The 25131-nt window shown below is 46.8% G+C and carries 30 protein-coding genes and 1 tRNA gene; 5 read left to right on the top strand and 26 right to left on the bottom strand.

The genetic code is table 11. The features are described 5' to 3' along the window. Positions 1 to 11: 11 nt before the first annotated feature. Positions 12 to 97, bottom strand: a tRNA-Leu gene (locus H6629_14805). A 269-nt stretch (positions 98 to 366) separates the two neighbouring features. Here H6629_14805 and H6629_14810 point away from each other — a divergent pair. The 3 genes from H6629_14810 (at position 367) to H6629_14820 (ending at position 6433) form a co-directional block, all read left to right on the top strand. Then, positions 367 to 4023 carry a tetratricopeptide repeat protein gene (locus H6629_14810; protein MCB9069065.1) on the top strand — a complete coding sequence of 1219 codons (3657 nt, stop codon included), beginning with the start codon at positions 367 to 369 and terminating at the stop codon, positions 4021 to 4023. A gap of 15 nt (positions 4024 to 4038) precedes the next feature. Continuing rightward, positions 4039 to 5346: a PD40 domain-containing protein gene (locus H6629_14815; protein MCB9069066.1), complete on the top strand. Its 1308-nt coding sequence runs from the start codon at positions 4039 to 4041 to the stop codon at positions 5344 to 5346. A gap of 223 nt (positions 5347 to 5569) precedes the next feature. Further along, on the top strand, positions 5570 to 6433 hold the full coding sequence (locus H6629_14820; GenBank protein MCB9069067.1) for a DUF4835 family protein: 864 nt from the start codon (positions 5570 to 5572) through the stop codon (positions 6431 to 6433). A 19-nt stretch (positions 6434 to 6452) separates the two neighbouring features. Here the strand turns inward: H6629_14820 and ychF are convergent, their stop codons facing one another. Continuing rightward, positions 6453 to 7532 carry a redox-regulated ATPase YchF gene (gene ychF, locus H6629_14825; protein ID MCB9069068.1) on the bottom strand — a complete coding sequence of 360 codons (1080 nt, stop codon included), beginning with the start codon at positions 7530 to 7532 and terminating at the stop codon, positions 6453 to 6455. A gap of 165 nt (positions 7533 to 7697) precedes the next feature. Between ychF and H6629_14830 the strand changes: the two genes are divergently transcribed. Beyond that, positions 7698 to 8309 carry a ribonuclease HII gene (locus H6629_14830; GenBank protein MCB9069069.1) on the top strand — a complete coding sequence of 204 codons (612 nt, stop codon included), beginning with the start codon at positions 7698 to 7700 and terminating at the stop codon, positions 8307 to 8309. Positions 8310 to 8582: 273 nt separating this feature from the next. Further along, a complete protein-coding gene (gene clpB / locus H6629_14835) occupies positions 8583 to 11231 on the top strand; it encodes an ATP-dependent chaperone ClpB (protein ID MCB9069070.1) in 2649 nt (882 codons plus the stop codon). A gap of 182 nt (positions 11232 to 11413) precedes the next feature. On the opposite strand, the gene H6629_14840 is transcribed toward clpB, so the two are convergent. The 24 genes from H6629_14840 to H6629_14955 all read right to left on the bottom strand — a co-directional run bounded on the left by H6629_14840 (position 11414) and on the right by H6629_14955 (position 25131). Continuing rightward, complete coding sequence (locus H6629_14840) at positions 11414 to 13903, bottom strand: VCBS repeat-containing protein (protein MCB9069071.1); 2490 nt, start codon at positions 13901 to 13903, stop codon at positions 11414 to 11416. A 271-nt stretch (positions 13904 to 14174) separates the two neighbouring features. Beyond that, a complete protein-coding gene (locus tag H6629_14845) occupies positions 14175 to 15326 on the bottom strand; it encodes a helix-turn-helix domain-containing protein (protein ID MCB9069072.1) in 1152 nt (383 codons plus the stop codon). Between the two features lie 317 nt (positions 15327 to 15643). Next, a complete protein-coding gene (locus H6629_14850; protein ID MCB9069073.1) occupies positions 15644 to 16051 on the bottom strand; it encodes a T9SS type A sorting domain-containing protein in 408 nt (135 codons plus the stop codon). Then, on the bottom strand, positions 16032 to 16769 hold the full coding sequence (locus tag H6629_14855; protein MCB9069074.1) for a VCBS repeat-containing protein: 738 nt from the start codon (positions 16767 to 16769) through the stop codon (positions 16032 to 16034). Before H6629_14855 ends, H6629_14850 begins: the two co-directional genes overlap by 20 nt. Positions 16770 to 16921: 152 nt before the next feature. After that, entirely contained in the window at positions 16922 to 17275 is a 354-nt protein-coding gene (locus H6629_14860) for a hypothetical protein (GenBank protein MCB9069075.1), read from the bottom strand. Positions 17276 to 17453: 178 nt separating this feature from the next. Further along, positions 17454 to 17771: a T9SS type A sorting domain-containing protein gene (locus H6629_14865; protein ID MCB9069076.1), complete on the bottom strand. Its 318-nt coding sequence runs from the start codon at positions 17769 to 17771 to the stop codon at positions 17454 to 17456. A 10-nt stretch (positions 17772 to 17781) separates the two neighbouring features. Next, on the bottom strand, positions 17782 to 18294 hold the full coding sequence (locus H6629_14870) for an SBBP repeat-containing protein (protein MCB9069077.1): 513 nt from the start codon (positions 18292 to 18294) through the stop codon (positions 17782 to 17784). A 42-nt stretch (positions 18295 to 18336) separates the two neighbouring features. Next, the gene (locus H6629_14875) at positions 18337 to 18729 is read right to left on the bottom strand and encodes an SBBP repeat-containing protein (GenBank protein ID MCB9069078.1); all 393 of its coding nucleotides are present in this window, start codon (positions 18727 to 18729) and stop codon (positions 18337 to 18339) included. Positions 18730 to 18883: 154 nt separating this feature from the next. Beyond that, positions 18884 to 19327 carry an SBBP repeat-containing protein gene (locus H6629_14880; GenBank protein ID MCB9069079.1) on the bottom strand — a complete coding sequence of 148 codons (444 nt, stop codon included), beginning with the start codon at positions 19325 to 19327 and terminating at the stop codon, positions 18884 to 18886. A 24-nt stretch (positions 19328 to 19351) separates the two neighbouring features. Beyond that, positions 19352 to 19507, bottom strand: a complete 156-nt coding sequence (locus H6629_14885; protein ID MCB9069080.1) for an SBBP repeat-containing protein — start codon at positions 19505 to 19507, stop codon at positions 19352 to 19354. A 120-nt stretch (positions 19508 to 19627) separates the two neighbouring features. Beyond that, the gene (locus tag H6629_14890) at positions 19628 to 19804 is read right to left on the bottom strand and encodes a hypothetical protein (GenBank protein ID MCB9069081.1); all 177 of its coding nucleotides are present in this window, start codon (positions 19802 to 19804) and stop codon (positions 19628 to 19630) included. Between the two features lie 68 nt (positions 19805 to 19872). Next, on the bottom strand, positions 19873 to 20427 hold the full coding sequence (locus H6629_14895) for an SBBP repeat-containing protein (GenBank protein ID MCB9069082.1): 555 nt from the start codon (positions 20425 to 20427) through the stop codon (positions 19873 to 19875). After that, positions 20382 to 20630, bottom strand: a complete 249-nt coding sequence (locus H6629_14900) for a hypothetical protein (GenBank protein MCB9069083.1) — start codon at positions 20628 to 20630, stop codon at positions 20382 to 20384. The genes H6629_14895 and H6629_14900 overlap by 46 nt, the downstream gene beginning before the upstream one ends. Positions 20631 to 20908: 278 nt before the next feature. Further along, positions 20909 to 21238, bottom strand: a complete 330-nt coding sequence (locus tag H6629_14905) for a T9SS type A sorting domain-containing protein (GenBank protein ID MCB9069084.1) — start codon at positions 21236 to 21238, stop codon at positions 20909 to 20911. Next, a complete protein-coding gene (locus H6629_14910) occupies positions 21163 to 21540 on the bottom strand; it encodes a VCBS repeat-containing protein (protein ID MCB9069085.1) in 378 nt (125 codons plus the stop codon). Before H6629_14910 ends, H6629_14905 begins: the two co-directional genes overlap by 76 nt. After that, on the bottom strand, positions 21528 to 21965 hold the full coding sequence (locus H6629_14915) for a VCBS repeat-containing protein (GenBank protein MCB9069086.1): 438 nt from the start codon (positions 21963 to 21965) through the stop codon (positions 21528 to 21530). The genes H6629_14910 and H6629_14915 overlap by 13 nt, the downstream gene beginning before the upstream one ends. Positions 21966 to 22066: 101 nt before the next feature. Next, positions 22067 to 22294, bottom strand: a complete 228-nt coding sequence (locus tag H6629_14920) for a hypothetical protein (protein MCB9069087.1) — start codon at positions 22292 to 22294, stop codon at positions 22067 to 22069. Positions 22295 to 22321: 27 nt separating this feature from the next. After that, positions 22322 to 22654 carry a hypothetical protein gene (locus H6629_14925; protein MCB9069088.1) on the bottom strand — a complete coding sequence of 111 codons (333 nt, stop codon included), beginning with the start codon at positions 22652 to 22654 and terminating at the stop codon, positions 22322 to 22324. A 101-nt stretch (positions 22655 to 22755) separates the two neighbouring features. Beyond that, a complete protein-coding gene (locus H6629_14930; GenBank protein ID MCB9069089.1) occupies positions 22756 to 23079 on the bottom strand; it encodes a T9SS type A sorting domain-containing protein in 324 nt (107 codons plus the stop codon). Then, entirely contained in the window at positions 22977 to 23270 is a 294-nt protein-coding gene (locus H6629_14935; GenBank protein ID MCB9069090.1) for an FG-GAP repeat protein, read from the bottom strand. Before H6629_14935 ends, H6629_14930 begins: the two co-directional genes overlap by 103 nt. Continuing rightward, positions 23242 to 23586, bottom strand: a complete 345-nt coding sequence (locus tag H6629_14940) for a hypothetical protein (protein MCB9069091.1) — start codon at positions 23584 to 23586, stop codon at positions 23242 to 23244. The genes H6629_14935 and H6629_14940 overlap by 29 nt, the downstream gene beginning before the upstream one ends. A 62-nt stretch (positions 23587 to 23648) precedes the next feature. Next, entirely contained in the window at positions 23649 to 24218 is a 570-nt protein-coding gene (locus H6629_14945) for a hypothetical protein (protein MCB9069092.1), read from the bottom strand. 83 nt (positions 24219 to 24301) lie between these two features. Next, positions 24302 to 24532: a hypothetical protein gene (locus H6629_14950; GenBank protein MCB9069093.1), complete on the bottom strand. Its 231-nt coding sequence runs from the start codon at positions 24530 to 24532 to the stop codon at positions 24302 to 24304. A 125-nt stretch (positions 24533 to 24657) separates the two neighbouring features. Continuing rightward, the gene (locus H6629_14955) at positions 24658 to 25131 is read right to left on the bottom strand and encodes a T9SS type A sorting domain-containing protein (protein ID MCB9069094.1); all 474 of its coding nucleotides are present in this window, start codon (positions 25129 to 25131) and stop codon (positions 24658 to 24660) included.

The raw sequence follows: 25131 nt of genomic DNA on the forward strand, positions 1-25131 counted from the left end.
TTTTACTTCAGCAATGCGAGGGGGACTCGAACCCCACGGGATTGCTCCCACTAGACCCTGAACCTAGCGCGTCTGCCAATTCCGCCACCTCGGCATCTGTTAATCATCAAGCGGGGCAAATATAATTCGTAATTGGGGTATTCGCAAGATATTTTTGAAGAACTCAACTGAATAAAATAACATTTTTACTCAGAAAATTACGAACCTGAATTTCACCTTTTTTTCACTCCGTTTTCTCCATAAATTCCTCGCGTCATTGGATATTTTATGTATCGTAAGTTATTGAAAGTGTTGCAATTTGAGAGGCAAAAATATCTCTCGAAATCAACAGATGTTCAGTAAATTCTACAAACAAAGGTAAGGTCTATGCAATTTTCAAAGGTGTTGTGCATTTTTGCCGCAATTCTGTTTTTTACCGTACAACTCCCTGCCCAACAGGAAAGCAACGATTTCTCATACGCGCTAAAATTATACAACGAAGGTTTTTACGATATTTCCGCGCAGCAATTCAGCAATTTTCTGGCGCGATATCCCGGGAGCGAGCGATTGCCCGAAGCACGATATTATTTCGGGGATGCGTTATTCAAGCTCAACGAAATTGAAAATGCGCGAATCGAATTTCAGGCGTTGGCGGTCAGCTTTCCCGATCACCAGCGCGCTCCGCAGGGCTGGTTTCGGGCTGGCGAATGTTATGAATTGCTCAACAAGCCGGAAGAAGCCGCAAAAGCATTCGAAACGGTGAAAATCCTGTATCCGAACGATGCCAGTGCCCCCCGCGCGCTGTTGCGAGCCGGTGAGGCGTTGATGAAAGTTGAACAATTCTCCCGCGCAGAACAGATTGTCCGGGAATTTCTGAACCGATATGTTGAATCCGCGGAATATCAGCGCGGCAGAGTGCTCTACGGCAAAATTTTGTTTGCCAAAGGTGAACCGGAACGCGCAAATGGCGAATTTGAATCGGTACTCAAAACCTCGCAAGATCCTGCAATTCAGGCGGAAGCGAAGTTGGGACAAGCTATTGTTTTTAAAGAGCTTGGGTTTAGCAATCGCGCTGAACAGATTCTCACGGAAGTGGTTCAAAAAAATGCCGGCAGTGAAATCGGGTATTCAGCGGTGAATGATTTGGGTGAGCTTTACATTGATAGTCGTCGCTGGGAAAATGCTATTACGCTGTTGCAACGCGAAACAGACAAATACAATACCGCAGGTAAAAACGAACCGCTCAAACTGATGTTGGCTCAGGCAAATTTTTTAAAACAAGACTATTTTCAGGCGAGGACAGTCGCGCAGGATTTGGTGAACAGCAACAATCCGCAAACATCGTTGCTGGCAAAATTTTATTTGGCAAGCAGCCAACTGGAAGAAGGGCGAATCACGCAGGCTGAACCGGCGCTCAAATCCCTCACAGAAATTTCAACGGAAACAGATGTTGAAAAAAGTGTCTATCGTGCGTCATTGCGTAATCTAATTCGATTGCATGTTCAGAAAAACGATATAGCCAATGCCAGAACCGTACTTGGCCAATACCAAAATGTGGCGCCAAATGATGCCGGGAATGAATCGTTGCATCGCGAATTGGTGGAACGTGCGTTTGCCGCCAATCAGCTTTCTGCGGGCGTTGACGAAATGCAACGCTATCGCGGCTCATATCCCAACTCAAATTTTCGCGATGAATTGCTGTTTGTTGCCGGAAAATCATTTTTTGCGAATCAACAATATGATCGCAGCCTGATATATTTTGAACAAATTGTGGATGAATATCCAGCTTCCGCCAAATGGGATTCCAGTTTGACTTACCGCGATTTTATCCGCTCATTTCACGGGCAAAGCCAAAATAACGGTGTAAAAGAACTTGCCAGAATGATGGGGCAATTGCTGACTGGTGTCGATCGTAAAGCGTTGTTATTCGATTTGGGTAAAATTTATTTATCGGATTTGCGCGATTACCGCGAAGCCGCAAAAATATTCGAAAAATATGTGACAGAAACCCAGGATTCCGTTGCTGTTGCTGAAGGTTGGTATTATTTGAGCGAAAGCTATTTGCGGCAGGCTGAATACGAATCGTTCATGAATGCCGCAGTCGAGGGGGAAAGTGCTTCGCAAACAAAAGCAAACGAAACCCTAAAAAAAGCAATGGCTTACGTGAAATATTCACCGTATCCCGATAGCCTCACATTCCGTTTTTTAAATATGACTGCGCCGTTGGCAACAACATCACCCGAAAATTTTTTGAAATATTGGCAGGTGTTTGAGCAGCGCTATCCGACATCCGCATTGCTGCACGCTGTTCGGCTGCAATTGGCAGATGCGCTTCAGCAAAAAGGGGATAACGCCGCTGCATTGGCAAAATTGGGCACCATTTCCGGCAACACGATTATCGCCGGAACAGCGCAGTGGCGCAAAGCGAACTTGCTGATGGAAATCGGTCAAACAGAAAATGGGGTACAGGGATTAAAAGATTTTTTGCTGAATTTCCCCAAACATCCGTATCAAGCCAAAGGATATGCCAAATTAGCGGAATATTATCAGTCAACGGGTGATTACGAAACGGCTGCACAGTTTTGGGATCGATTGGCAACTTTGTATGATTATGCAGATGAAGCCGAAAACGCCCGAAACCTGGCTGTTGAAAATTATCTGCGAAGCGGTGACGATGAACGCGCACTGGCATATTTGACGCCACAATTGCAGAAATATCAACTAGTTAGCGATCCTGTTTTGGCAAGTTATCTGGCCATTGAATCGCCGGAAACTTTTTACTACGCGGGCAGCGCACGCTATCGCCAAAATGATTTCAACGCGGCGCGCGGATATTTGCTGCAATATCTGAAACTCGCCGATGCGGGCGAAAAGCAGAGCGAAACCCTGCTATTGCTCGGTAAAATGGCGCAGGCTGAACAGGATAATGAGGCAGCGTTGTTGCAATTGGCGCTCATCAAAAAAGCGGATGATCCATCGATATTTTATCAAGCTAATGAGATTTCTGCCGATATATTGTTTGAAGAAAAAAAATATACGGAAGCACTGCGCAAATACGATATGCTCATCAGTGAAAATGCAAATGCCGAAAAAATGATTGATTACGAAGGTCAGAAGCTGCGTTGTCTGGTTAATTTGGGCAGTGGTTCGTTGAATAGCCAGTTAACGGCTTTTCGCCAGAAATATGGCAAACTGCCAAAGGCTGATGACTACCTTGCCGCAGTGGAATATGAAAGTGCAAAAGTGGATTTTACAGCCAAAAGCTTTGACCAGTCTATCAACCATTGCAAAACAATTTTGAGTAAATATAAACAAACAGAATATGCGGATGATGCTCAATTCTTAATCGGTCGCAACTATACAACGCTCAATAAAGGCGATAAAGCACTGGAAGAATTTGAGAAATTTTTAAAAAATTATCCAAAAAGTGATTTAACTGCCAACGTTTACTTAACGATTGCCGAAATTTATTTTCGCGATGAAGAAACAGAAGCCGGCGTAACCGCTGTCCGAAGGGCAGTGGATGTTGCCAGCAATCCGGAAACACAACAACAGGCGTTGGCATCGCTGATTAGCACTTACAAAAGCTTGCAATTATGGGATGGCGCATTGCAGAATGCTCGCGAATATGTTCAAAAATTTCCCAATGCGGATGACATCGTTGACCAGAAAATTACTATTGGAATTGCGTTAAATCGTCTCAATCGTTTTTCTGAAGCGGTAGATTATCTGAAAGATTTGAAATTTTCGGTGAATAGCGATCAGGAACCGGAAATCCAGTTTTACATCGGTGAAGCATATTTTAACGGCGGGCAATATGAGCAGGCAATCAACGAGTTTGTGAAAATTCCGCTGCTCTCCCAAAAAACAAAGTTGCAATGGGAAGCCAGCGCGTTGTATTTTGCCGGACAATCCTATGAAAAATTAGGGCGAACCAACGAAGCTGTTCGTATGTATCAGGAAATAATTGACCGTCCCGGCATTCAACTTGAGTTGAAACGCCAGGCACGAAAATTGATCGACAACATCAAAAGTGTGAATTAATTTAAGGAGCGATTCATGAAAATGCTCACTCGAGTTGGGGTGATTTTTTGCATTTCAATCGTATTGGTAAGTTGTGGCGCCAAAAAATTGGCAATGGAAGATTACAACCGGATGGCACCGCAGGAACGAATTGCGTATCTGGAAGAACGCATTTTGAAAAACCCGGATGATCCGATGCTCAAAAAGCAGTTGTATCAGGAGCATTTGGCGATTGGAAACCGCGACCGTGCATTAGCGGTTATGGAAGATTATTTGCGGCTCGATCCGTATCAGATCGATACACAATTCGAATACGGAAAATTGCGTTACGAAAATGGCGATTATAACGATGCTTATCGCGCATTTTTAAATGTGATGCAAAGCAGCTCGGCAGATTTGTATCTCAGCAGGGTTTCGCAATATGTTGGCGGAAGTTATATTCTGCAGCAACTGACGGCGACATCGACAGATGAAGCGTATCCCAGTTTTGCGCCCGATGGTAAAAAAATAATTTATCAGAAACGCGTCAACGACAACTGGGATATATACGAATTTTCATTCGAAACCAAAACCGAAACAGCACTGCTGACAGACAAAGCCAACGAAGAATTGCCGGTTTTTTCACCGGATGGCAAACGGATAGTTTTTGCCAGCACAGCTGCGGATCGCCGCCCGATAAACGATAAATTCAAAGTGCGCGAAATTAACCGGATGGAAACCAGTGACAAATATATTGCCAGCCTAACCCGGTCCTTCGCGGATGACTGGCTGCCAAAATACAGCCATAACGGTGAGCAAATTGTATTTGTTTCGGACCGCGATGATCTGCGCAAAGTATCGTATGTCACCAAACAAAGTGATGTTTACATCATGGAAAACGATGGCGATTTTCAATTACAACTGACCAAAACACCTGCAACTGATGGCGGTGCAACGTTCAGTGCAGATGACAAATACATCTTTTTTCATTCTGATCGCAACGGCAATTTCGACATTATGAAAATGCGCAAAGACGGCAGCCAACAAATGACGGTTGTCGATTCAAAAGGCAACGATGTTAATCCCGATTGCTCACCCGATGGACAATATCTGGTTTACGTTTCCGACCGGAGCGGCAATTATGAAATTTACCGCAGCAAAATAGACGGCTCGGCTGATGAACAATTGACCTTTAGCCCGGCTGTCGATTCCAATCCGGTTTATTCACCGGATGGACGTTCGGTGCTTTTCCATTCCAATCGCAATGGCAATTACGATATTTTTCTCCTCAATTTTACAGAAAGCAATTCCGGAGAAAAAACCGTTGCTGGAGTGGTGGAACGGTTGCAACAGTTGATCAACTAAAAAAATACGCATAAAATTACGAACGCCGAAGTTGCCGGAACCATCCGGTAGCTTCGGCGTTTTTTTTATGTTCAGGATTTGGTGCATATGCGAACGCGCATTTGCTACTGATTTTATAACTTGGATGGGCAAATATTTTTCAGTAAAATTTGAATCGACTATTCATGAAATCGTCATTGTCAATTTTTAGTAGAGAAATTTATATATGAAGAAATATTGTATTTTGAAACTAATTTTATTGTTCGCAACTGCGATAACATTTGCTGCATCTGCGCAAACATTTCAGGCGAAAGCTGATTTGAGAGCGGAGCGGTTGCTTCCCGAAGATCAGGATATCCTTCGGGAAATTCCCCGGAATCTGGAAGAATACATCAATAATTATCGTTGGGGCGATGAAGATGAGGAAATCATTATCCGCTGTGATTTCAATATCATCATCGAATCTGTGACTGAGCGGAGCGGGCAAAAAGTGTATCGCGGGCAATTGCTCGTTGGTTCGCAATCCGGCGAAAATTTTCTCGATAAATCATTTGAGTTTCCGTATCAGCGCGGGCAGTTGATGGAGCACACACGCGGCAGTTACGACGCTTTGTTGACCGTCATCGATTATTATGTGAATATGATTCTCGGTGGGGAAATGGACACTTTCATTCTTCGGGGCGGCACACGGTATTATGACCAGGCCCGGAATTTCGTTTCCGAAGGTCGGGTAAGTCAGTTTGCAGGTGGTTGGAGCAATCGCCAGGAAATGGTCGAAGTAATCCGCAATGGCGATCATGAGGCGCTTCGCGATGCCAAATTCTATTATTACGAAGGATTGTTTTACATCGAAGAACGCAAAGATGCCCAAAAAGCGCCGGGATACGCCAAACGCGTGGTCGAATTGTTGGACAAAGTGTATCGCAGAAGTCCAAATAGCCAGGCAATGAAGCGTTTTATGGATGCGCACTATCAGGAGTTTTGCTGGCTATTTACCTATGATTCAGACAGAAGCAATTTGCAGGCGATGATGCGAATCGATAACCGCCATCGAGAATCTTATGAAGAATGTGTGCTGACAGCCGGTGGTGGCAGAATCGAGCGATAACATAATTAAAAACATCCGGTTACACGTTGAACCGGATGTTCATGATATCGCCATCTTTTACAATATATTGCTTACCTTCCAACCGGTAAACCCCATTTTCCTTACATTTGCTGACGCTTTTGTGGGTCATAAAATCGACGTAACTGACCACCTCAGCGCGAATAAATCCGCGTTCGAGATCAGAGTGAATGGCACCGGCAGCCCGCTGTGCGTTCGTGTTACGGCGGATTGTCCATGCGCGGCACTCGTCTTCACCAACTGTGAAAAACGATATAAGTCCCAATAATTCGTAAGTTGTGCGAATGACTTTATCCAGCGCCGGCTCGGTGATGCCCAGTTCTTCCATAAACATTTCGCGATCGTCATCGTCAAGTTGGGAGATTTCCTGCTCAGCTTTGGCGCAAAATGCGATGACCGTAACGTGTTTGCGCGGCGGCACTTTCGCAGCCAATTCATCTGCTTTGGGAATATCGCTTTCGTTGATGTTCAGTGCGAAAACCAACGGTTTCGCTGTCAAAAATTGATAGCCGCGAATCAGCGTGCGCTCATCTTCGGTGAATTCAAACTCGCGGAGCGGGATCTCCTGTTCGAGGTGATCACGCAGCCGTTGCATCAGTTCCAGCTCTTTTAATCCCTGTTCATCTTTCGCTTTTTTGGCCTGTTTGTCCAACCGTTCGATGCGGTTCTCAACGATGGTCAAATCGGACAGCAGGAATTCGCTTTCCACGGTTTGCACATCGCGCAAAATGTCGATTTTACCGGCTGGATGCGGATGAAATTCGTTGTCGAACGCACGAATGACCACACACAACGCATCGGTATTTTTGAGCACTTGCAAAAATTGCGGATCAAATCCTTTGTTGCCGCTGCCATCGCTCTCCATTCCGCCAACCTCGATGTATTCGATGGTCGCGTTGACCTGCTTTTTGGGATTAAAAATGGCGGTCAATTCGTTCAGCCGGGTATCCGGCACGCGCACGACGCCGCGATGTACTTCAATTTTGCCGCCGCCAAATGCAGCCTGCAAATCCTGACCGGTGACGGTCGAAAAAAGGGTCGTTTTTCCGGATACGGGTAATCCTACAATGCCAACTTCCATTGCCGGTGGTTCTCCTTCAGCGTTAGGTTTTATTTACAGCCGGGAAATTTAATGCGAATCCGGCGGCTTTCCAACGGGTTCTGCATTCTTTCTGATCGATCGCTTGATTGATTGGCGGGAAAACGGTATTTTTGGCAGTTCCAAAACGACGACGAAAGCGAGAATATGAATATTCCCGAAAATTTGATCACAGAAACAGCCCTTTGGCAAAGCGGAATGCGACGCATTTGCGGCGTGGACGAAGCGGGGCGGGGACCGCTGGCCGGACCGGTTGTGGCTGCCGCTGTTATTTTTGAGCCGCAGTTTTGGATCGAAGGCGTTACGGATTCCAAAAAATTGACCGAAACGAAGCGCGAATTGTTTTTTCAAAAGATTTTAGACGGATCGCTGGCGTATGGCGTCGGGATCGTTTCGGCGGCGGAAATCGACCGGATCAACATCCGGCAGGCGACGCTGAAAGCGATGCAAACGGCCGTCGCAGCGCTAAACATCGCGCCGGAATACGTGCTCATCGACGGCAACGACGCGCCGGAACTGGCGTTTCCGCACGAAACGCTGGTGAAAGGCGACAGCCGTAGTTTTACCATCGCAGCGGCGTCCATCATCGCAAAGGTGACCCGTGACCGGATGCTTCTGGCGCTGGATCGTGATTTTCCGGCTTACGGATTTGCGCAACACAAAGGATACGGCACCGCCAAACACATCGCAGCTATTCGCCAGGTTGGTCCGTGCCCGGAGCATCGCCGGTCGTTTCTCGGCAAGATTTTATCCAGATAATCACGTTTTTCGGAACGCATGTATGCGTTCCCTACCCACTGTTGATGCCTGCATGTAAGGTTCGCACATGTGCGAACCGAACCCAACAATCCTGTTTTTCGCCGCAACACTGAATAATTGGCAGATATCCCTTGCCAGTTTGTCCGCCCATTCCTAATGTCGAGAAATGACGCAACTTGTTGTTATCATTGGAAATAAACCTCCTGACGAACGCTGGCACGGAAGTTGAACATATCAGCGTGATTAAAAAAGAAGAATAAACGGAGGTAAATAATGAATCTCGAAAAATACACCTTAAAAGCACAGGAAGCATTGAACAGCGCCCAGCAAATGGTCATTTCGCTGGGGCAGCAGCACCTTGAACCGGAGCACGTTCTCGCCAGTTTGCTGGAAGACGGCGAAGGCTTGGTGAACACCATTCTCAAAAAAATCGGCGGTGATGCCGTTGGGGTCAAAGCGCATACCAAACAGGTGGTGAATAAATTTCCCAAAGTTTATGGCACACCCGGACAAGTGTATGCATCGCCTAACTTCAACCAGCTCATTAATTTAGCGAACCGCGAAGCGCAGGAATTGAAAGACGAATTTATCTCCACCGAACATTTGCTGTTGGGGATGATCGGTGTGGAGCGCGGCGAAGTCGGCAAAATCCTGACATCCGCCGGCGTTACGAAAGACGCGGTGCTGCGGGCGCTGAAAGAAATTCGCGGGAACCAGCGCGTCACCGACCAGAATCCCGAGGGTAAATACCAGGCGCTCGAAAAATATGCCCGCGACCTGACCGAGCTGGCCATGCAGGGCAAACTCGATCCTGTGATCGGTCGCGACGAAGAGGTGCGCCGGGTGCTACAGGTGCTTTCGCGTCGGACGAAAAATAATCCCGCGCTCATCGGTGATCCGGGGGTAGGGAAGACCGCCATTGTGGAAGGCATCGCCCAGCGTATCGTCAACGGGGATATTCCTGAATCGCTGAAAGATAAACGCATTGTAGCGCTGGACTTAGGCGCGCTGATCGCCGGATCAAAATTCCGGGGGGAATTTGAGGAACGGCTGAAAGCGGTGCTCAAAGAGGTCACGGAATCCAATGGTCAGGTGATCATGTTTATCGATGAAATCCACACACTGGTGGGTGCCGGCGCTGCGGAGGGCGCGATGGATGCATCCAACATGCTCAAACCGCTGCTGGCGCGCGGCGAAATTCACTGTATCGGCGCGACGACCATCGATGAATATCGCAAACATATTGAAAAAGACGCGGCGCTGGAACGCCGTTTCCAGCCGATTCTGGTTGAGGAACCATCGGTGGAGGACACCATTTCGATGCTGCGCGGGTTGAAGGAAAAATACGAAGTGCATCACGGTGTCAAAATTACGGATGCGGCGCTGATTGCCGCGACAACCCTGTCGCACCGCTATATCACTGACCGACGGCTGCCGGACAAAGCCATCGATTTGATCGACGAAGCCGCCGCCAAACTGCGCATCGAAATCGATTCGCTGCCCGAAGAACTGGACGAAATCGAACGGCGCATCAAACAGCTCGAAATCGAGGAAGTTGCCCTCAAAAAAGAGAACGCCCGCGATTCCCGCGAGCGATACGCCAAGCTTCGCGAGGAGCTGGCCAATCTGCGCGAACAGCGCGATAAGTTGAAAGCACACTGGCAGTTAGAGAAAGCATCGATTCAGGAAATCCGCCAGAACAAGGCTGAAGTTGAGCAGCTTCGCAGCGTGATGGACAAAGCCGAGCGCGAAAGCAGGCTGGAGAAAGTTGCCGAGATCAAATACGGTCGCATTCCCGAACTGGAACGCGCATCGAACGCGTTGACCGAAAAGCTGCAGGAAATCCAGCAGGATCGCAAAATGCTCCGCGAAGATGTGGACGAAGAGCAGATTGCCGAGGTCGTGTCGCGCTGGACGGGCATCCCGATTGCCCGCATGCTGGAAAGCGAGCGCGAAAAACTGCTCAAAATTGAGGAGCGGCTTACCCGCCGTGTGGTCGGGCAGGAAGATGCCGAAGTGGCGGTTGCCAACGCTATCCGCCGGTCGCGCGCGGGGCTGGCAGACCAGAATCGCCCCATCGGATCGTTTATCTTTTTGGGTCCGACCGGTGTCGGGAAAACCGAACTGGCGCGAGCGCTTGCGGAATTTTTGTTTGATGATGAAAACGCGATGGTGCGGATTGATATGTCCGAATACATGGAACGGCATTCGGTATCGCGACTGATCGGCGCACCGCCCGGATACGTCGGTTACGACGAGGGCGGACAGCTTACCGAAGCAGTGCGGCGACGTCCGTATTCGGTTGTGCTGCTCGACGAGATCGAAAAAGCGCACCCGGAAGTGTTCAATATTTTGCTGCAGGTGCTGGAAGACGGGCGGCTGACCGACAACAAGGGGCGCACGGTCAATTTCAAGAACACGATTATTATCATGACCTCGAACATCGGTGCATCGCTGATTTTGGAGAAATCGTTGCGGATGACCGATGAAAACCGCGAACTGATTGCGATGGAAATACAGGACGAAGTGCTCAATCTGCTGCGCCACGAACTGCGCCCGGAATTTTTGAACCGGATCGACGAAACGATTGTATTCCACAGTTTGCAGCGATCGCACATCAAACAGATTGTCGATTTGCAGATTGCCCGGCTGGGCAAACAGCTTGCCGAGCAGAAGATCCGTATCGAGATGAGCGATGCCGCAAAAGAATACATCGCCAACCTGGGCTACGAACCGGCATTCGGCGCGCGTCCGTTGCGCCGGGTGATCCAGCGGCAGATCATCGACGGTTTGGCGAAGGAACTGCTCGCCGGAACCATTTCCGCCGGACAGACCGTGCAGGTTGAACTGATCGGCGAGGAATTGCGCTTTCGGGGAATCGAGGCACGGAAAACCGAGGCGATTGTAGACTCCCGAAACTAGTGACCAACCTTCGTATCGATGGGTGTGAACTAAAATCACACCCATCGAAATAACGGATCGTTTCAACCGCACTCTGTAACTCTAATTATTTCTCCAATTGTTCGACAGTAATGAAAATTGATCATCCCAACATGCAATGAATTAAACGAAAACGCCCCACCGCTTATCAGCAATAATTTGTTTTATCGCAGCAACAACATCTTGCGCGTAAAACTGTGTTTACCAGCGCTCAATTTGTAAAAGTAAATCCCCGATCCGGAGAAATGTCCATCGTTTGTGCGACCATCCCAAATGAGGGTGTATTTACCGGGCATGCGGGATTCATTCACAAGCGTTCGCACCAGTCGCCCGTTCAAATCGAATATCTGGAGGGTGATATTTTGCTGATCGGCAATCTGGAATGTGATATTGGTCGACGGGTTAAATGGATTTGGATAGTTTTGTTCCAAATCATATTTTTCTACCAAAGGTGAGACCGGATCAATGGATAATGCACCAATGATACGAAAACGAACAGTTCTCTCCCAACTTCGGTCACCATAATTCTTTGCCGATTCTATTTTAATAAGCGGTGTATAAAAAGGACCGTTGGGTGCCAGCATGTTCGGAAACAAACTGAAAGTTACGGCAAGTGAATCCCCCGGGTTTATCCACGCAGTTGTCGGAGAAACAGCCAATGCGCTATCGACACCGACATTTTGGAGATCGATTGCCACAGTTACCGAATCACCGAGTCCACCGCGATTGTAAATATAAAACATCGTATCTACCACTGCGGTGTTCACATCGATAAACCCCAAATTCAGTGTTTGCGTATTTATTTCAATCAATGGGACAAGTCCGGTGATTTTGATTAAATCTTTGCGGATAATTTCGGTTGAATAAAACGCATTCGATGCTCGAAGTCGCACCGAATATGTATCTGCTGCGGAAAATGTGAACCGGGGATTGGCATCCACAGCATCGACAATGCCATCATTATCAAAATCCCATTCATAATTCGTAACGGGCAATCCCGGTGTTGTTACGGATAAATCTGTAAACTGAACGGTTAAGCTATCGCTATTGATAGCCGTAGTTGTGTCAGTAATAAAATTTGCCCGGATAAACCCTTGCGGCAAAACCTCTGTGGCATCGAATCGGGAGTTTATCGGCACATTTGTAAATAGTTGTCGAAAACCGGATGGCCAATGAATTACCAACGTATCGACAATTGTTGCATTACCCAATCCAAAATGAGCAGACAACGGCGGCTGCGAATTTAAACCGGACTGCCCCAAACCGGAGATTACCCGTGTTTGCCAAACGGCTGAACCGTTTATCATTGCTTTTGCACGCAATACAGCACCAATAGCCGAACGATTGGAAAATGTTCCCTGGCAATTTACTGCCAACCAGTTTTGTTGATTCCCTTGATTATTCTGTATCAAAAAGTTGGGTTGCGGAACGCCGGTTTGTGATGTCGGTTGTCCGATATGTAACACGAACAAATCCATATCACCATCATTATCATAATCAACCCAATTTCCCCCCTGCGGTCCGGGGTATTCGCCGACAATTTCGCCCACGTCTCCGGCAAGCATTGCTAAAAAGTTGCCATCACCCTCATTGCGATAAAGATGTCCGGGACTTTGACCCGTATTTACTTCCCCAACGAACAAATCCAAATCGCCATCATTGTCATAATCGGCCCAACTGCCGAAAGCCGAATTATATCCAGTTGTTACCGGCGGTTGGTCGGTGATTTGGGTAAATTGCCAATCGCCATCATTGCGAAAAAGCCTGTCCGGCGCGCCCGAACCGAACGCACCTGAGATTGCTAAAAACATGTCGAAATCGCCATCGTTGTCATAATCTGCCCAACTGGCGCCAATATCGAAAACCAGACCTTCCGCAGTGAGTGGTGTATTTTCAATTGCCTGAAACCGGAACAGATCGCCAGTTTCCATTGCCAATGATTTATAGAGTTCATTTGTACCGCCCCGATTTACAATATATAAATCAACATCACTGTCGTTATCGATATCAATCCATGATTCACTGGCTCCAAATGAACGGTTCTTTAAAAACACCAGGTCTTCATTTTCGATAAACTGCCCGTTTCCCTCATTCCGAAAAAAGCGATCACGAAAATTGTTTGTTCTCAACATTAACATATCCAGGTTGCCGTCGAGATCAATATCTACCCAACTTGCCGAGATAGAAATTGCGCTATCCCCAACGTTATCTATCAATGACATTGAGAAATCCGGTTCACCATTATTTTTGTAAAGGTAATTGGGCAATAACGTTACCGGGTTTCCCTGGGCATTGACGATGGCATAATTAGACACAAATAAATCTGAAAAACCGTCATTGTCATAATCTGCCCAAACGCCGATATTCGATACGGCTGTGGTTGTCACATGTGGACCGGTGACAACGCGCTCGAAACTCCCGTTTCCAAGATTCCGGTAAAACTGGTTTCCCTCCCCGGCAATATATGCATCCTGATAACCGTCATTATTAATATCCACCCAACTGATACCGACAGATCGCAATGAATCCGTTACAATTGCCCCGGCAGTGGTGTTACGGGTAAAAAATTGTGCCTTCAGCGTTCCTGTTATGACCAACAGAATAAACAATAAAACTATTTGCACCCGATGCAATCTGTTAAAAGCATGTCTCATCAGTTCGATTCCTCCAAAATTTTTGACAATCACTATTTATTGAACTTAAATAACCCCATCTCCCCAACCAATCAGTTGGAAGGGGAGTGAGGAAGGATGAGGTATTTGTCTCACAGAGACTTTTTTATTTGCAAAACAGATGATTCAGCCAAAAGATACTGGACAAATAGTTCGGTTGCGCATCAGCGTATAGGCTGTGTCGTTTATATCAAACATTTTTGGGGATTTATGATGTTGTCATCACGGTGCGGAAAGGGGAGCGGCGTGGCAGCTATTGCATTTGGTGATGAAGCCGGACATACCCCGACGGGGTTTGCCCAACTTGCTTTTTGAAGATGCGGTTAAAAGAAGTCTTGTTGTTAAAACCGGCTTCCATTGCGATAGCCAGATGACTGTAATGTTGATAAACGGGGTTTACCAACAGTTGTTTGGCCTCTGAAACGCGATAGCTATTGACAAAATCGAAAAAATTAACACCGGCTTCCTGATTGATCACCTGAGATAAATGATTGGGCGAAATGTCGAGCATCTCGGCTAACTCACGCAATTTCAGGTCGCTTTTTCGATACGGTTTTTGGGTAACCATCAGGTGTTCGAGGTGTTGCAGATATTCCATCGCCAATTCAGGGGAAAGCGCAGACTTTTCATAACGGATGGTTTTGGGTTGGTCATCATTACCGGGAACGTCCTCAGAAATAACCGGGTGGCGAATGGACGAGAATGCCACAATTTCAACAAAAAGTGCCAGGCTAATAGCCATTGCATATTCAACTTTGGCAATATGACTTTTAAAAATTAGAAACAGCAATGCACATACCTGAACGATTAACAGTGTGATAAATATACGATTGAGCCGCATCAGCCATTGTGTTCCGATATTGGGTTCATCCGAAACGCGCTCTTTGCAAATCGCCTCAGCCTTGATTAATAACCGCCAAACGAGCAGGCAATACAGGATTGTTTGTCCCAAATGGAAACCCATGATCCAATATCCGCTAATGTTCAACAACAAGCCATGATTGAGCACAATATATCCTTCAACAATGCGCAATGTCGGCAAGCTGAACCATATCGGCAAAGCATTGATAAACAACAATATAGCCGGGATGAAATGAATGAGTTGATAGAATCGGATTGAGCCGGATTTGCCCTGTATTGTCCGGGCATATAAATAGTAAAGCGGTCCGAATAAAAAATAAACCGGCTGCCCGAAGAACATAATGCGATTATGCGGGTCAAGGAAAACAACCTTCTGATGCAGCAACAGAAATTCGCCCAGTAAAATAGCAACACAACCCATTAACAATGCCAGATAGATGAGCCCTTTTTGCCGCTGTTTAGGCTGTGCGAATAATGCCGCAGCCAGTATCATACTTTGAAAAACAGTGCCGATCAGGATTGTTGAAATAATATCAATTGTCATAAATTATCGGTTACCAAATATATTCAACACTCAACCCATTGAAATTTAGCTTATTTAGACTGCAAGCGTTGCACAGCAATATAATTGCCGGACAATATATAGATATGCTTTGGATAATTTTGGCGGCTTGATAATAGCGAAACGCAGAATTGTCGAACAACACGACTTCCGACAATAACCTGATCTCAGATGCGCAGATAAATTATCGGAATTGGATGTGATAAGCAAGTGATTTTCTGTTTGGTGTGCAGAATCGGTTGACCGGTATAAAACGTATAAATCACGCTGTTTGTGGTGATATTAATTCGCTGCTATTCTTACTTTACCACCACCATCTTGTGAACTTGCGAAAAACTACCGCTGACCATCCGGCAGAAATAAACCCCAGACGGCAACACGGACGCATCAAACACCACCGAATGCTCTCCGGCGCTGCGACGCTTATCCAGAATCTCCGCAACCACCTGACCACGGATATTCAACACCGATAGCGCCACATCCGCAGCCGCAGGTAATGTAAACCGGATGGTCGTTGACGGGTTAAACGGGTTCGGGTAGTTAGGGTATAAAATAATAGCCTTTGCGACGGCTGGCTGATTGGCGGGTATGCCAACGGATTGCGGGTTAAAGCGGTATACATCGGATTGGCTGTAAAAATCATTATTCGTCCATATTTCCTTGCAAATAACAATATCGTCCGTTCCATTACCATCCACATCGCCCACGCCAATCCCGTCCGCCCAGGTGACCCTTTTCGCCCAAAAATACCTCGTATTGGTCGTTGCCGGGCACCTTCAGCACCAGCACAAACCCGCCGACATCCAGTATCAGTTCATCATGCCCATCACCGTCCACATCGCCGGAGAACAGCTTGCGGATATAGAAGCTGTTTCCCCGGATCACATCCAGCAAAACGGTCGGGCGGTAACAGTCGTTGCCGCAGCCCTCAATAACCGTGATGTAGTTGTGGCTGCCCCAGGTGCCGCCGAGATAGGCTTCCGGCAGCCCGTCGCCATCCAGATCGCCGGGCGCCAGATGGTACATGGCGTTGTAGTAAGGTAGCTGGGCGGTATAATGAATCTGAAAGCTGTCATTTGCGACGTTCTCCACCCCATACACCCGTCCATACAAATCCGCCTTGAAATATTCCATGAAGCCATCCTGGTCAATATCCCCAACCGCCAGCTTACCGATACCGAAATTGGGGTTATACATTACATCGCCGATAACCTGAAAATTGGTATCGCCGCTGACGTGTTCCCGGATCGTGCTGGATGCGCCAGGGGAACTGTTATTATACCGCAAGTGAAGTAAGTCTGGGAAATTATCATTATCCAAATTATAGATACCAAACCCTTGCGGTTCTTCCGGTGCCACGGGGTGATGGGTGTAGCGGTATTCAGTGGCATAGTCACCGGGATTAGCTGCCTCATAAACCCTCAACTGATCTCCATAATGGGCATATATTTCACGTAGCCCGTCCTTGTCAATATCTCCAGCGAGGACAGGTAGCCCCCCCTTTTCGCTTGGTACCACAACAAAATCTACCACCATCTTGAAATATGAGAATTGTTCATCCCACTCATAAAAACGGTTCATGATGTAGTCCCTGTAAATGCTTTTGTTAAGCCCGATGAGTTCCGCTTTCCCATTGTTATTGCTGTCATATACCAACAGTTCGGTATATTGAGCATTGAATGGCGCTTCGCCCATCCACTCAAAACGGTCTGCATAAAGGGTTGTATCAATGTCGAAGGTGTTGATTGTAATGGTTTTTCTGCCCACAGGGTATCGGCAAAAACCAAAGCTTTAGGCGTGGTAGCGGTTTCATCAACCAGATAATTGAATACAGTTTGGGTTTCCCGGTCCCGCCAGGTCAGCACGCCGCCCGCTTCGCTTACTACTTCGTATTGCTCATGCCAGTGCGGCGGCAGTTGCAGCTTATCCATTAACGATTGGGCGTTGATTTGCTGAACGGAGAATAGAATCCAGCCAAAAGCAAGCCAGAAATACTAAACGGTGCATCATGTTAATGCTTCCTTAATGCTATACGTCGCAATGATTATTGATAATATGCTATATTAACGGCAGGAACAGTATCCCAATAAAGCTTGTTTTAGTAATCGGTTAGGCGGAACGGGCACGACCGTTTATTACCGCATCAACAACATCTTCCGGGTTTGGGTATAAACGGCTACCCGCGCCGGTCGAAGAAACAGTAGCGCTGAGGCGGCAGAAATACACCCCGGATGCCACCGGTTGACCGTCGGCGGTGCTGCCGTTCCATGTTGATTGGTGCCTGCCAACGCCAAAGCTGCCATCGGCAATGGTTGTCACCAGACGACCGTTCAGGTCGAAGATATCCAGTTGAACGGTTGCCGGTTGCGGCAGGGTAAAGGCGATGGTGGTTGACGGATTAAACGGGTTGGGGAAGTTCTGCGACAAACTATAATTTTCAGGAGTTTCCAGGGGGAATTTCCATCATGCTGGTGGATGTCTGGTTGTATTTAACGGTAGTGTAAATGCTACCGTTAAAATTGATCCCATTGCCATTGGAATACCCGGTAACAAATACATTGTTTGAACCATCCAATGCTATCGCGGTTAAATGATCATCAGAGTTTCGGGGCGTATTGTAAATAGCAACCCATTGCTCATTGCCATTAGCATCATATTTTATTGTAGCATAATCATTATTTGTAAATGAACCATTGCTTGTGCCAGTAATATATGCATTACCTCTTGCATCAATAACGAGACCTTTTGTTCGGTCATTCCCATCACCCAATCCATTATAAGTAGCTTCCCACAATTGATTCCCGTTGGCATCATATCTCACCAGAGCATAATTAATCCCTGTATCTTGATCCCAAGTGTCCCCGGCAACATAAATGTTTCCATTATCATCCAGAGCCAGGGTAACTGATTCATTTATGGATGATCTTGGGCATTGTAGCGAGCTACCCATTCTTCAGTACCACTTGAGTTATACTTGATAGTCGCAAAGTCTCTAGCCACCAGAGCCGGAACTTGTTCCAGTAACATAGATATTACCCGAGACATCAATTACCATTGCCATTGCTTTGTCAATATAGTTTCCTGGACCATTGTATCGGGCAACCCATTCTTCTAAACCGTTGGTATTGTATTTAATTGTTGCATAGTCATAATTTGTATTTGAGTCATAGCTAGTACCCGTGACATAAACATTCCCGTCTGTATCCACTGCCAGTGCTGTTCCCAAATCCGAACCATTTCCTGTGCCATTATAATTAGCAACCCATTGTTGCAAGCCATCAGGATCGTATTTTAAAGTAGTATAATAATTATCATTTCCAGAGTTGCTACAACTAACGCCGGTGACATAGACATTCCCGTCAGTATCCACTTCCAGTGCCTTCAAATAGTCGCACTTATTTTCTGGGCGTTATACCTGACGTCCCATAGTAAAGTGCCGTTAATGTCGTATTTCAATATACAGAAATCCTGGTTATTGCTAGAATCCGCAATAGAGGAGCCGATATAAATATTTCCGAAAGCATCTATTTCCAGCTCACTTACAATAGGAAAATCATTCCAAGGTACGCTGTAAGTTGATTTCCAAACTTTATTCCGTCAGTATCATACTTGATAATGGAAAAATCATGACCTCTGACTCTTCTTGCATTGGAACCGGTAATATAAATGTATCCTGCTGCATCAACAGCCATTGCATTTGTCCTGTCTTGGGAAGTTCGTGCCCCACTACAATGGGTTTCCCATTCCTGTATCCCGGCAGGGTTAATCTTAACCGTAGCATATTCAAATCCTAAATCAGTATTCCAGCTTATACCGGTGACATAAGCATTTCCGAAATTATCGACGGCTATAGCTTTCGATCTGTCATCATAATTTGAGGCTCCATTATAATTTACTACCCATTGTTGTACGCCGGAAGTATCATACTTTAGCGTAGTGTAAAGAGCCACCATAACCAATTCTCCAGGTATATCCAGTAACATAGATATTTCCACTCGCATCCAGGGTCATCGCTTTTGAATAGTCGTCTCCATTATCCGGGCTGTTATATCTCTCAGCCCATTGCAGTACGCCATCGCTATTATAATGCATGTAACAATATCATATTGGGATGGATAACTATAGGTGTGACCGGTAACATAAACATTCCCATTGCGATCCACCGCCAGCGCCTTGGCTCGGTATCGGTATTTTCAGGGTTTTCGTAACTTACTACCCATTGCTGATTACCGGCATTGTCATATTTAATAGTAGTATAATAACTTTCTAAAGAATCATAGCTACTACCCTGTAATATAGACATTTCGAGATTTATCAAGTGTCAACGCAATGGCACCATCATAATCATTTCCTGACCCGTTGTAACGGGCTGTCCATAAAGGTGTTCCTGATGTGTTATACTTGATGGTAGCAAAGTCTGTTTGTGTATCGACACCTGTACTCGCTCCGGTTACATACACATTTTCATCCGTGTCTACCGCTATTCCTAAGGCGATGTCAAATGCATTTCAGGGGCCATCGTAGCGGGTTAACCATTGCTGTATGCTCCGTCTATATTATATTTTACTGTGGCATAGTCGTAATTCATACCGGATACTTGACTATAACCAGTAACATAGACATTCCCGACAGTATCCACTATTAAGGCGGTTGCATAGTCAGCTGCATTTTCGAAACCATTATAGTAAGCAACCCACTGCTGTTTTCCATCGATGTCATACTTCAGTGTGATAAAATCATAATCCGAGCCTGAGTTATAACTTCTACCAGTTACATAAACATTTTTGTCAGCATCCACCGCAATTGCACTGGCAGAATTGTAAATGCCCACATCATAACAAACACTCCAAAGTTCTGTTCCAAAAGAATTATACTTTATCGTATTGCAAACATTCCCAAATGGGGATTTGGTTATAGAGCCTGTTATATAGATGTTCCCATCGGCATCTGTTACTACTGCCTCAGCAGAAGCTGAACCAGGGAGCAATTCTGAATTATAATGGCTAACCCATTCCTCCTGCACCCTGTTAGAAAGGATCAGGGCACCTCTATCGTGATACTCCTCCCCGAAAAAAGGGTGCAAAGGCTCCTCGGCTTTTCTCCCAAATTCCCAGGGTAATGATAGTTTTCAATTCTGTCTTGAATATGAGGTGGCAGTTCGGGACGCATTTCCATCTCTGCACGATGTATACCGGCAGTATCCCCACCGAAATAATCGTAATCCTGGGCAAACGTGGTATGGTTGTTGTAAACTAACAGCATGAAGGTCATAATAATCGTCTTCATCATCCCTCCCAAGTGAATAACTAATTAGTTGACTATAAATAATCGGTATTTATTAAGGTATTGTGATTATATCCTTTTGAGGTTGAGTATGTGAATTGCGCTGAGTAATTTGAGTAAAAACAGCGGACTGTATCCGTTCCCTGTCTTCTTGCAAAACACAATTAACACACTCGATAAATTAAAAGACACGTCCGGATTGCGGCGTTTATATCGTGCCTACTTTTTACCTGTGTGTTTATTCCGTTTATATTTGATATCATCCAACTGTTATCCTTATATCACCGCATCAACAGCATCTTCCGGACTTGGGTATAAACGGCACCCGCGCCGGTCGAAGGAACGGTAGCGCTAAGGCGGCAGAAATACACCCCGGATGCCACCGGTTGACCGTCAGCGGTGCTGCCGTCCCATGTTGCTTGGTGTCTTCCAACGCCAAAGCTGCCATCGGCAATGGTTGTAACCAGACGACCGTTCAGGTCGAAGATATCCAGTTGAACGGTTGCCGGTTGCGGCAGGGTAAAGGCGATGGTGGTTATCGGGTTAAACGGGTTCGGGTAGTTGGGGAATAAGGTAATAGCATTTGCAACGGCTGGCTGTTTGGCGGGTATGCCAACGGATTGCGGGTTAAAGCGGTATACATCGGATTGGCTGTAATAGGTATTAGCCGTAAAATTTCCTTACAAATAACAATATCATCCGTTCCATTGCCATTCACATCGCCCACGCCAATCCCGTCAGCCCAGCTGACCCTTTTCGCCCAAAACACCTCGTATTGGTCGTTGCCGGGCACCTTCAGCACCAGCACAAACCCGCCGACATCCAGTATCAGTTCATCATGCCCATCACCGTCCACATCGCCGGAGAACAGCTTGCGGATATAGAAGCTGTTTCCCCGGATCACATCCAGCAAAACGGTCGGGCGATAACAGTCGTTGCCGCACCCTCAATAACCGTGATGTAGTTGTGGCTGCCCCAGGTGCCGCCGAGATAGGCTTCCGGCAGCCCGTCCCCATCCAGATCGCCGGGCGCCAGATGGCATATGGCGTTGTAGTAAGGGAGTTGGGCGGTATAATGAATCTGAAAGCTGTCATTTGCGACATTCTCCACCCCATACACCCGTCCATACAAATCCGCCTTGAAATATTCCATGAAGCCATCCTGGTCAATATCCCCGACCGCCAGCTTGCCGACACCGAAATTGGGGTAATACATTACATCGCCGATAACTTGAAAATTGGTATCGCCGCTAACGTGCTCCCGGATGGTGCTGAAAACGCCCGGAAAACCATCATAATAGCTAAAGTGAACCAGATCCGGCTGGCTATCATTATCCATATTATAGATGCCAATCCCCTGTGGATACTCCGGGGCAACGGATTCGTGGGTATATATGCGGTTGGTGGCATAAGCATTTGGCGTATTTGCCTCATAAACCCTTAAACTATCCCCCAGCTTAAATAAACTTCTTTTAGCCCATCCTTGTCGATATCGCCACCCATAATTGGCTGCCTGCCTTTTTGACTTAACTGGCACGCCAAAATCAACCACATTTCGAAAAAACGAGAATTGTTCATCCCACTCATAAAAGCGACTAATGATGTAATTTCTATAGATGCTTTTGTTAGCTCCGATGAGCTCCGCTTTCCCGTTATTATTGCTGTCATAGACCAATAGCTCGGTGGACCGTGCATTCAATGGCGCTTCGCCCACCCACTCAAAACGGTCTGCATAAAGGGTTGTGTCAATATCAAAGGTGTTGATTGTAATGGTTTTTCTGCCCACAGGGTATCGGCAAAACCAAAGGCTTTGGGCGTGGGAACGGTTTCATCGACCAGATATTTGAATACCGCTTTTGTTTCCCGGTCCCTCCAGGTCAACACGCCGCCCGCCTCGCTCACTACTTCGTATTTCTCATGCCAGTGCGGCGGCAGGTGCAGCTTATCTATTAACGATTGGGCGTTGATTTGCTGAACGGAGAATATAATCCAGCCAAAAGCAACCAGAAATACTAAACGGTGCATCATGTTAATGCTTCCTTAATGCTAAACGTCGCAATGATTATTAATAATATGTGCTATATTAACGGCAGGAACAGTATCACAATAAAGCTTGTTTTAGTAATCGGTTAGGCGGAACAGTCACGACCGTTTATCACCGCATCAACAACATTTTCCGGGTTTGGGTATAAACGGCTCCCGTGCCGGTCGAAGGAACGGTTGCGCTGAGGCGGCAGAAATACACCCCGGATGCCACCGGTTTCCCCGTTGGCGGCGCTGCCGTCCCATGTTGATTGGTGCCTGCCAACGCCAAAGCTGCCATCGGCAATGGTTGTCACCAGACGACCGTTCAGGTCAAAGATATCCAGTTGAACGGTTGCCGGTTGCGGCAGGGTAAAGGCGATGGTGGTTGCCGGGTTAAAGGGATTGGGATAATTTGAAAAAGCGCAAATTCTGTTGAAATTAGGGTGTTATGGTCTTCTACCGATTGTGCCTCGGGATTGTATTTGAAAATCATTGCTTCAGTATAGGTATCATTACCGACACTAATTGCTTGCCCGATGACGAGATCGTCTCTGCCATCGCCATCCACATCACCAATGCCGATACTGTCATCATAAAACCATAGCGCCGATGCGCCCAAAAGATTTCATATTGATCATCGCCGGTAGCCTTGAAGATGAGCGCCATGCCGCCAATATCCAGCGCAAATTCCATGATGCCATCACCATCAAAATCTCCGGGAGCAATGTGGTTGTAATAAATACCCCCGCCCCCAGAATTTTGAATGCCACCGGAACGTGATAGCTGTTGTTTCCGGTAGATTCAAGCACTGTGATCAGGGTCGTATACCCCATTTTCAAAGCGATCGCCCCCGAGAAACAGCTCAGGATTGCCGTCACCGTCCAGATCCCCTGCTGTAAAATGGTAGTAGGCATTCCAGGTGGGGAGTTGCGCATGAAAATGCACTGCGAAACTGTCGTTGGCAACGTTCTCTATACCGGATATTTCACCATCGATATTACCGGCAAAAACTCCGTGCTTCCATCATTGTCAAAATCGCCGATGGCATAACGCCCGGTGACAAAACGATTAATATGCCGGGTAATGGAACTGATGCGAAAAGAGTCATTACCCTCGGTTTCAAAAGTGATGAGCTCTGTCCATACTTCCCCGGGTTTTCACCCAGCTTCATCCAGGCAATTTCGGTTTTGCCATCCTTGTCAAAATCACCGATCCCCATATTGCTGGGATATGATCCTTTGCGGGGATAAAGCGATTTCCGGTTAGCCGTTGCATATTGGGAGTCGGCCGATGCTTCTTTAATGCGCACACTGTCAGCCCACATATAATAGACTTCCTGGTAACCATCTTCATCAGCATCGCCGCTGCCAAACGAGCCGCCTGGTGTTGGGTTGAGCAATACTACTTCCGGGAAAGTCTTTGAAACGGGGTCGTATTCATAATACCGGATGCTGATTCCGGAGACGTTGAGTGTTTTATGCCGCCCAATAATTTCATCACGTCCGTTGCCATCTGTGTCTGCAAGAGTTATGGGTTGGCTGGCGCCATAAACCGCAGCGGTGCCCATCAATCGAAATTTACCGCTATACAAGGATGTATCAATCGCCCAGCTATCTATGATGATGACGGTATCAGCCAGCAGGGTATCAATTACCGGGTATTTATGCGGGCATTTCCTCCCGGTGCGAGACGCTTTTGAAAGGTAGTTTGGGTTTCCCGATCCCTCCAGATCAGCACGCCATCCGCTTCGCTCACCACTTCGTATTGCTCATGCCAGTGCGTTGGCAGTTGCAGCTTATCTATTAACGTTTGGGCGTTGATTTGCGGAGCGGAGAATAGAATCCAGCCAAAAGCAACCAGAAATACTAAACGGTGCATCATGTTAATGCTCCCTTAATGCTAAACGTCGCAATGATTATTGATAATATGCTATATTAACGGCAGGAACAGTATCCCAATAAAGCTTGTTTTAGTAATCGGTTAGGCGGAACGGGCACGACCGTTTGCTACCGCATCAACAGCATCTTCCGGACTTGGGTATAAACGGCACCCGCGCCGGTCGAAGGAGCGGTAGCGCTGAGGCGGCAGAAATACACCCCGGATGCCACCGGTTGACCGTTGGCGGTGCTGCCGTCCCATGTCGCTTCGTGCCTGCCGGTGCCAAAGCTGCCATCGGCAATGGTTGTAACCAGACGACCGTTCAGGTCGAAGATATCCAGTTGAACGGTTGCCGGTTGCGGCAGGGTAAAGGCGATGGTGATCAGACTGTTAAACGGCGAGGGATAACCGGGTAGCAGCTCCGCCGCTGTGATAGTTGGTTGTGGTGTTGCCGGTGGGGAAAGTGCAACCGGAGCTGTCATTGAGAACTGCGGGTTGAACGTATAAATATCGCTCCGAAACTCTCCCCGGCTGGAATCCGGGTTCCAGATATATCCCGAAATAACGATATCATCCAGATCGTCCGCGTTCACATCACCCAT

Source organism: Calditrichia bacterium (assembly GCA_020634975.1).
GTDB lineage: Bacteria > Calditrichota > Calditrichia > RBG-13-44-9 > J075 > JACKAQ01.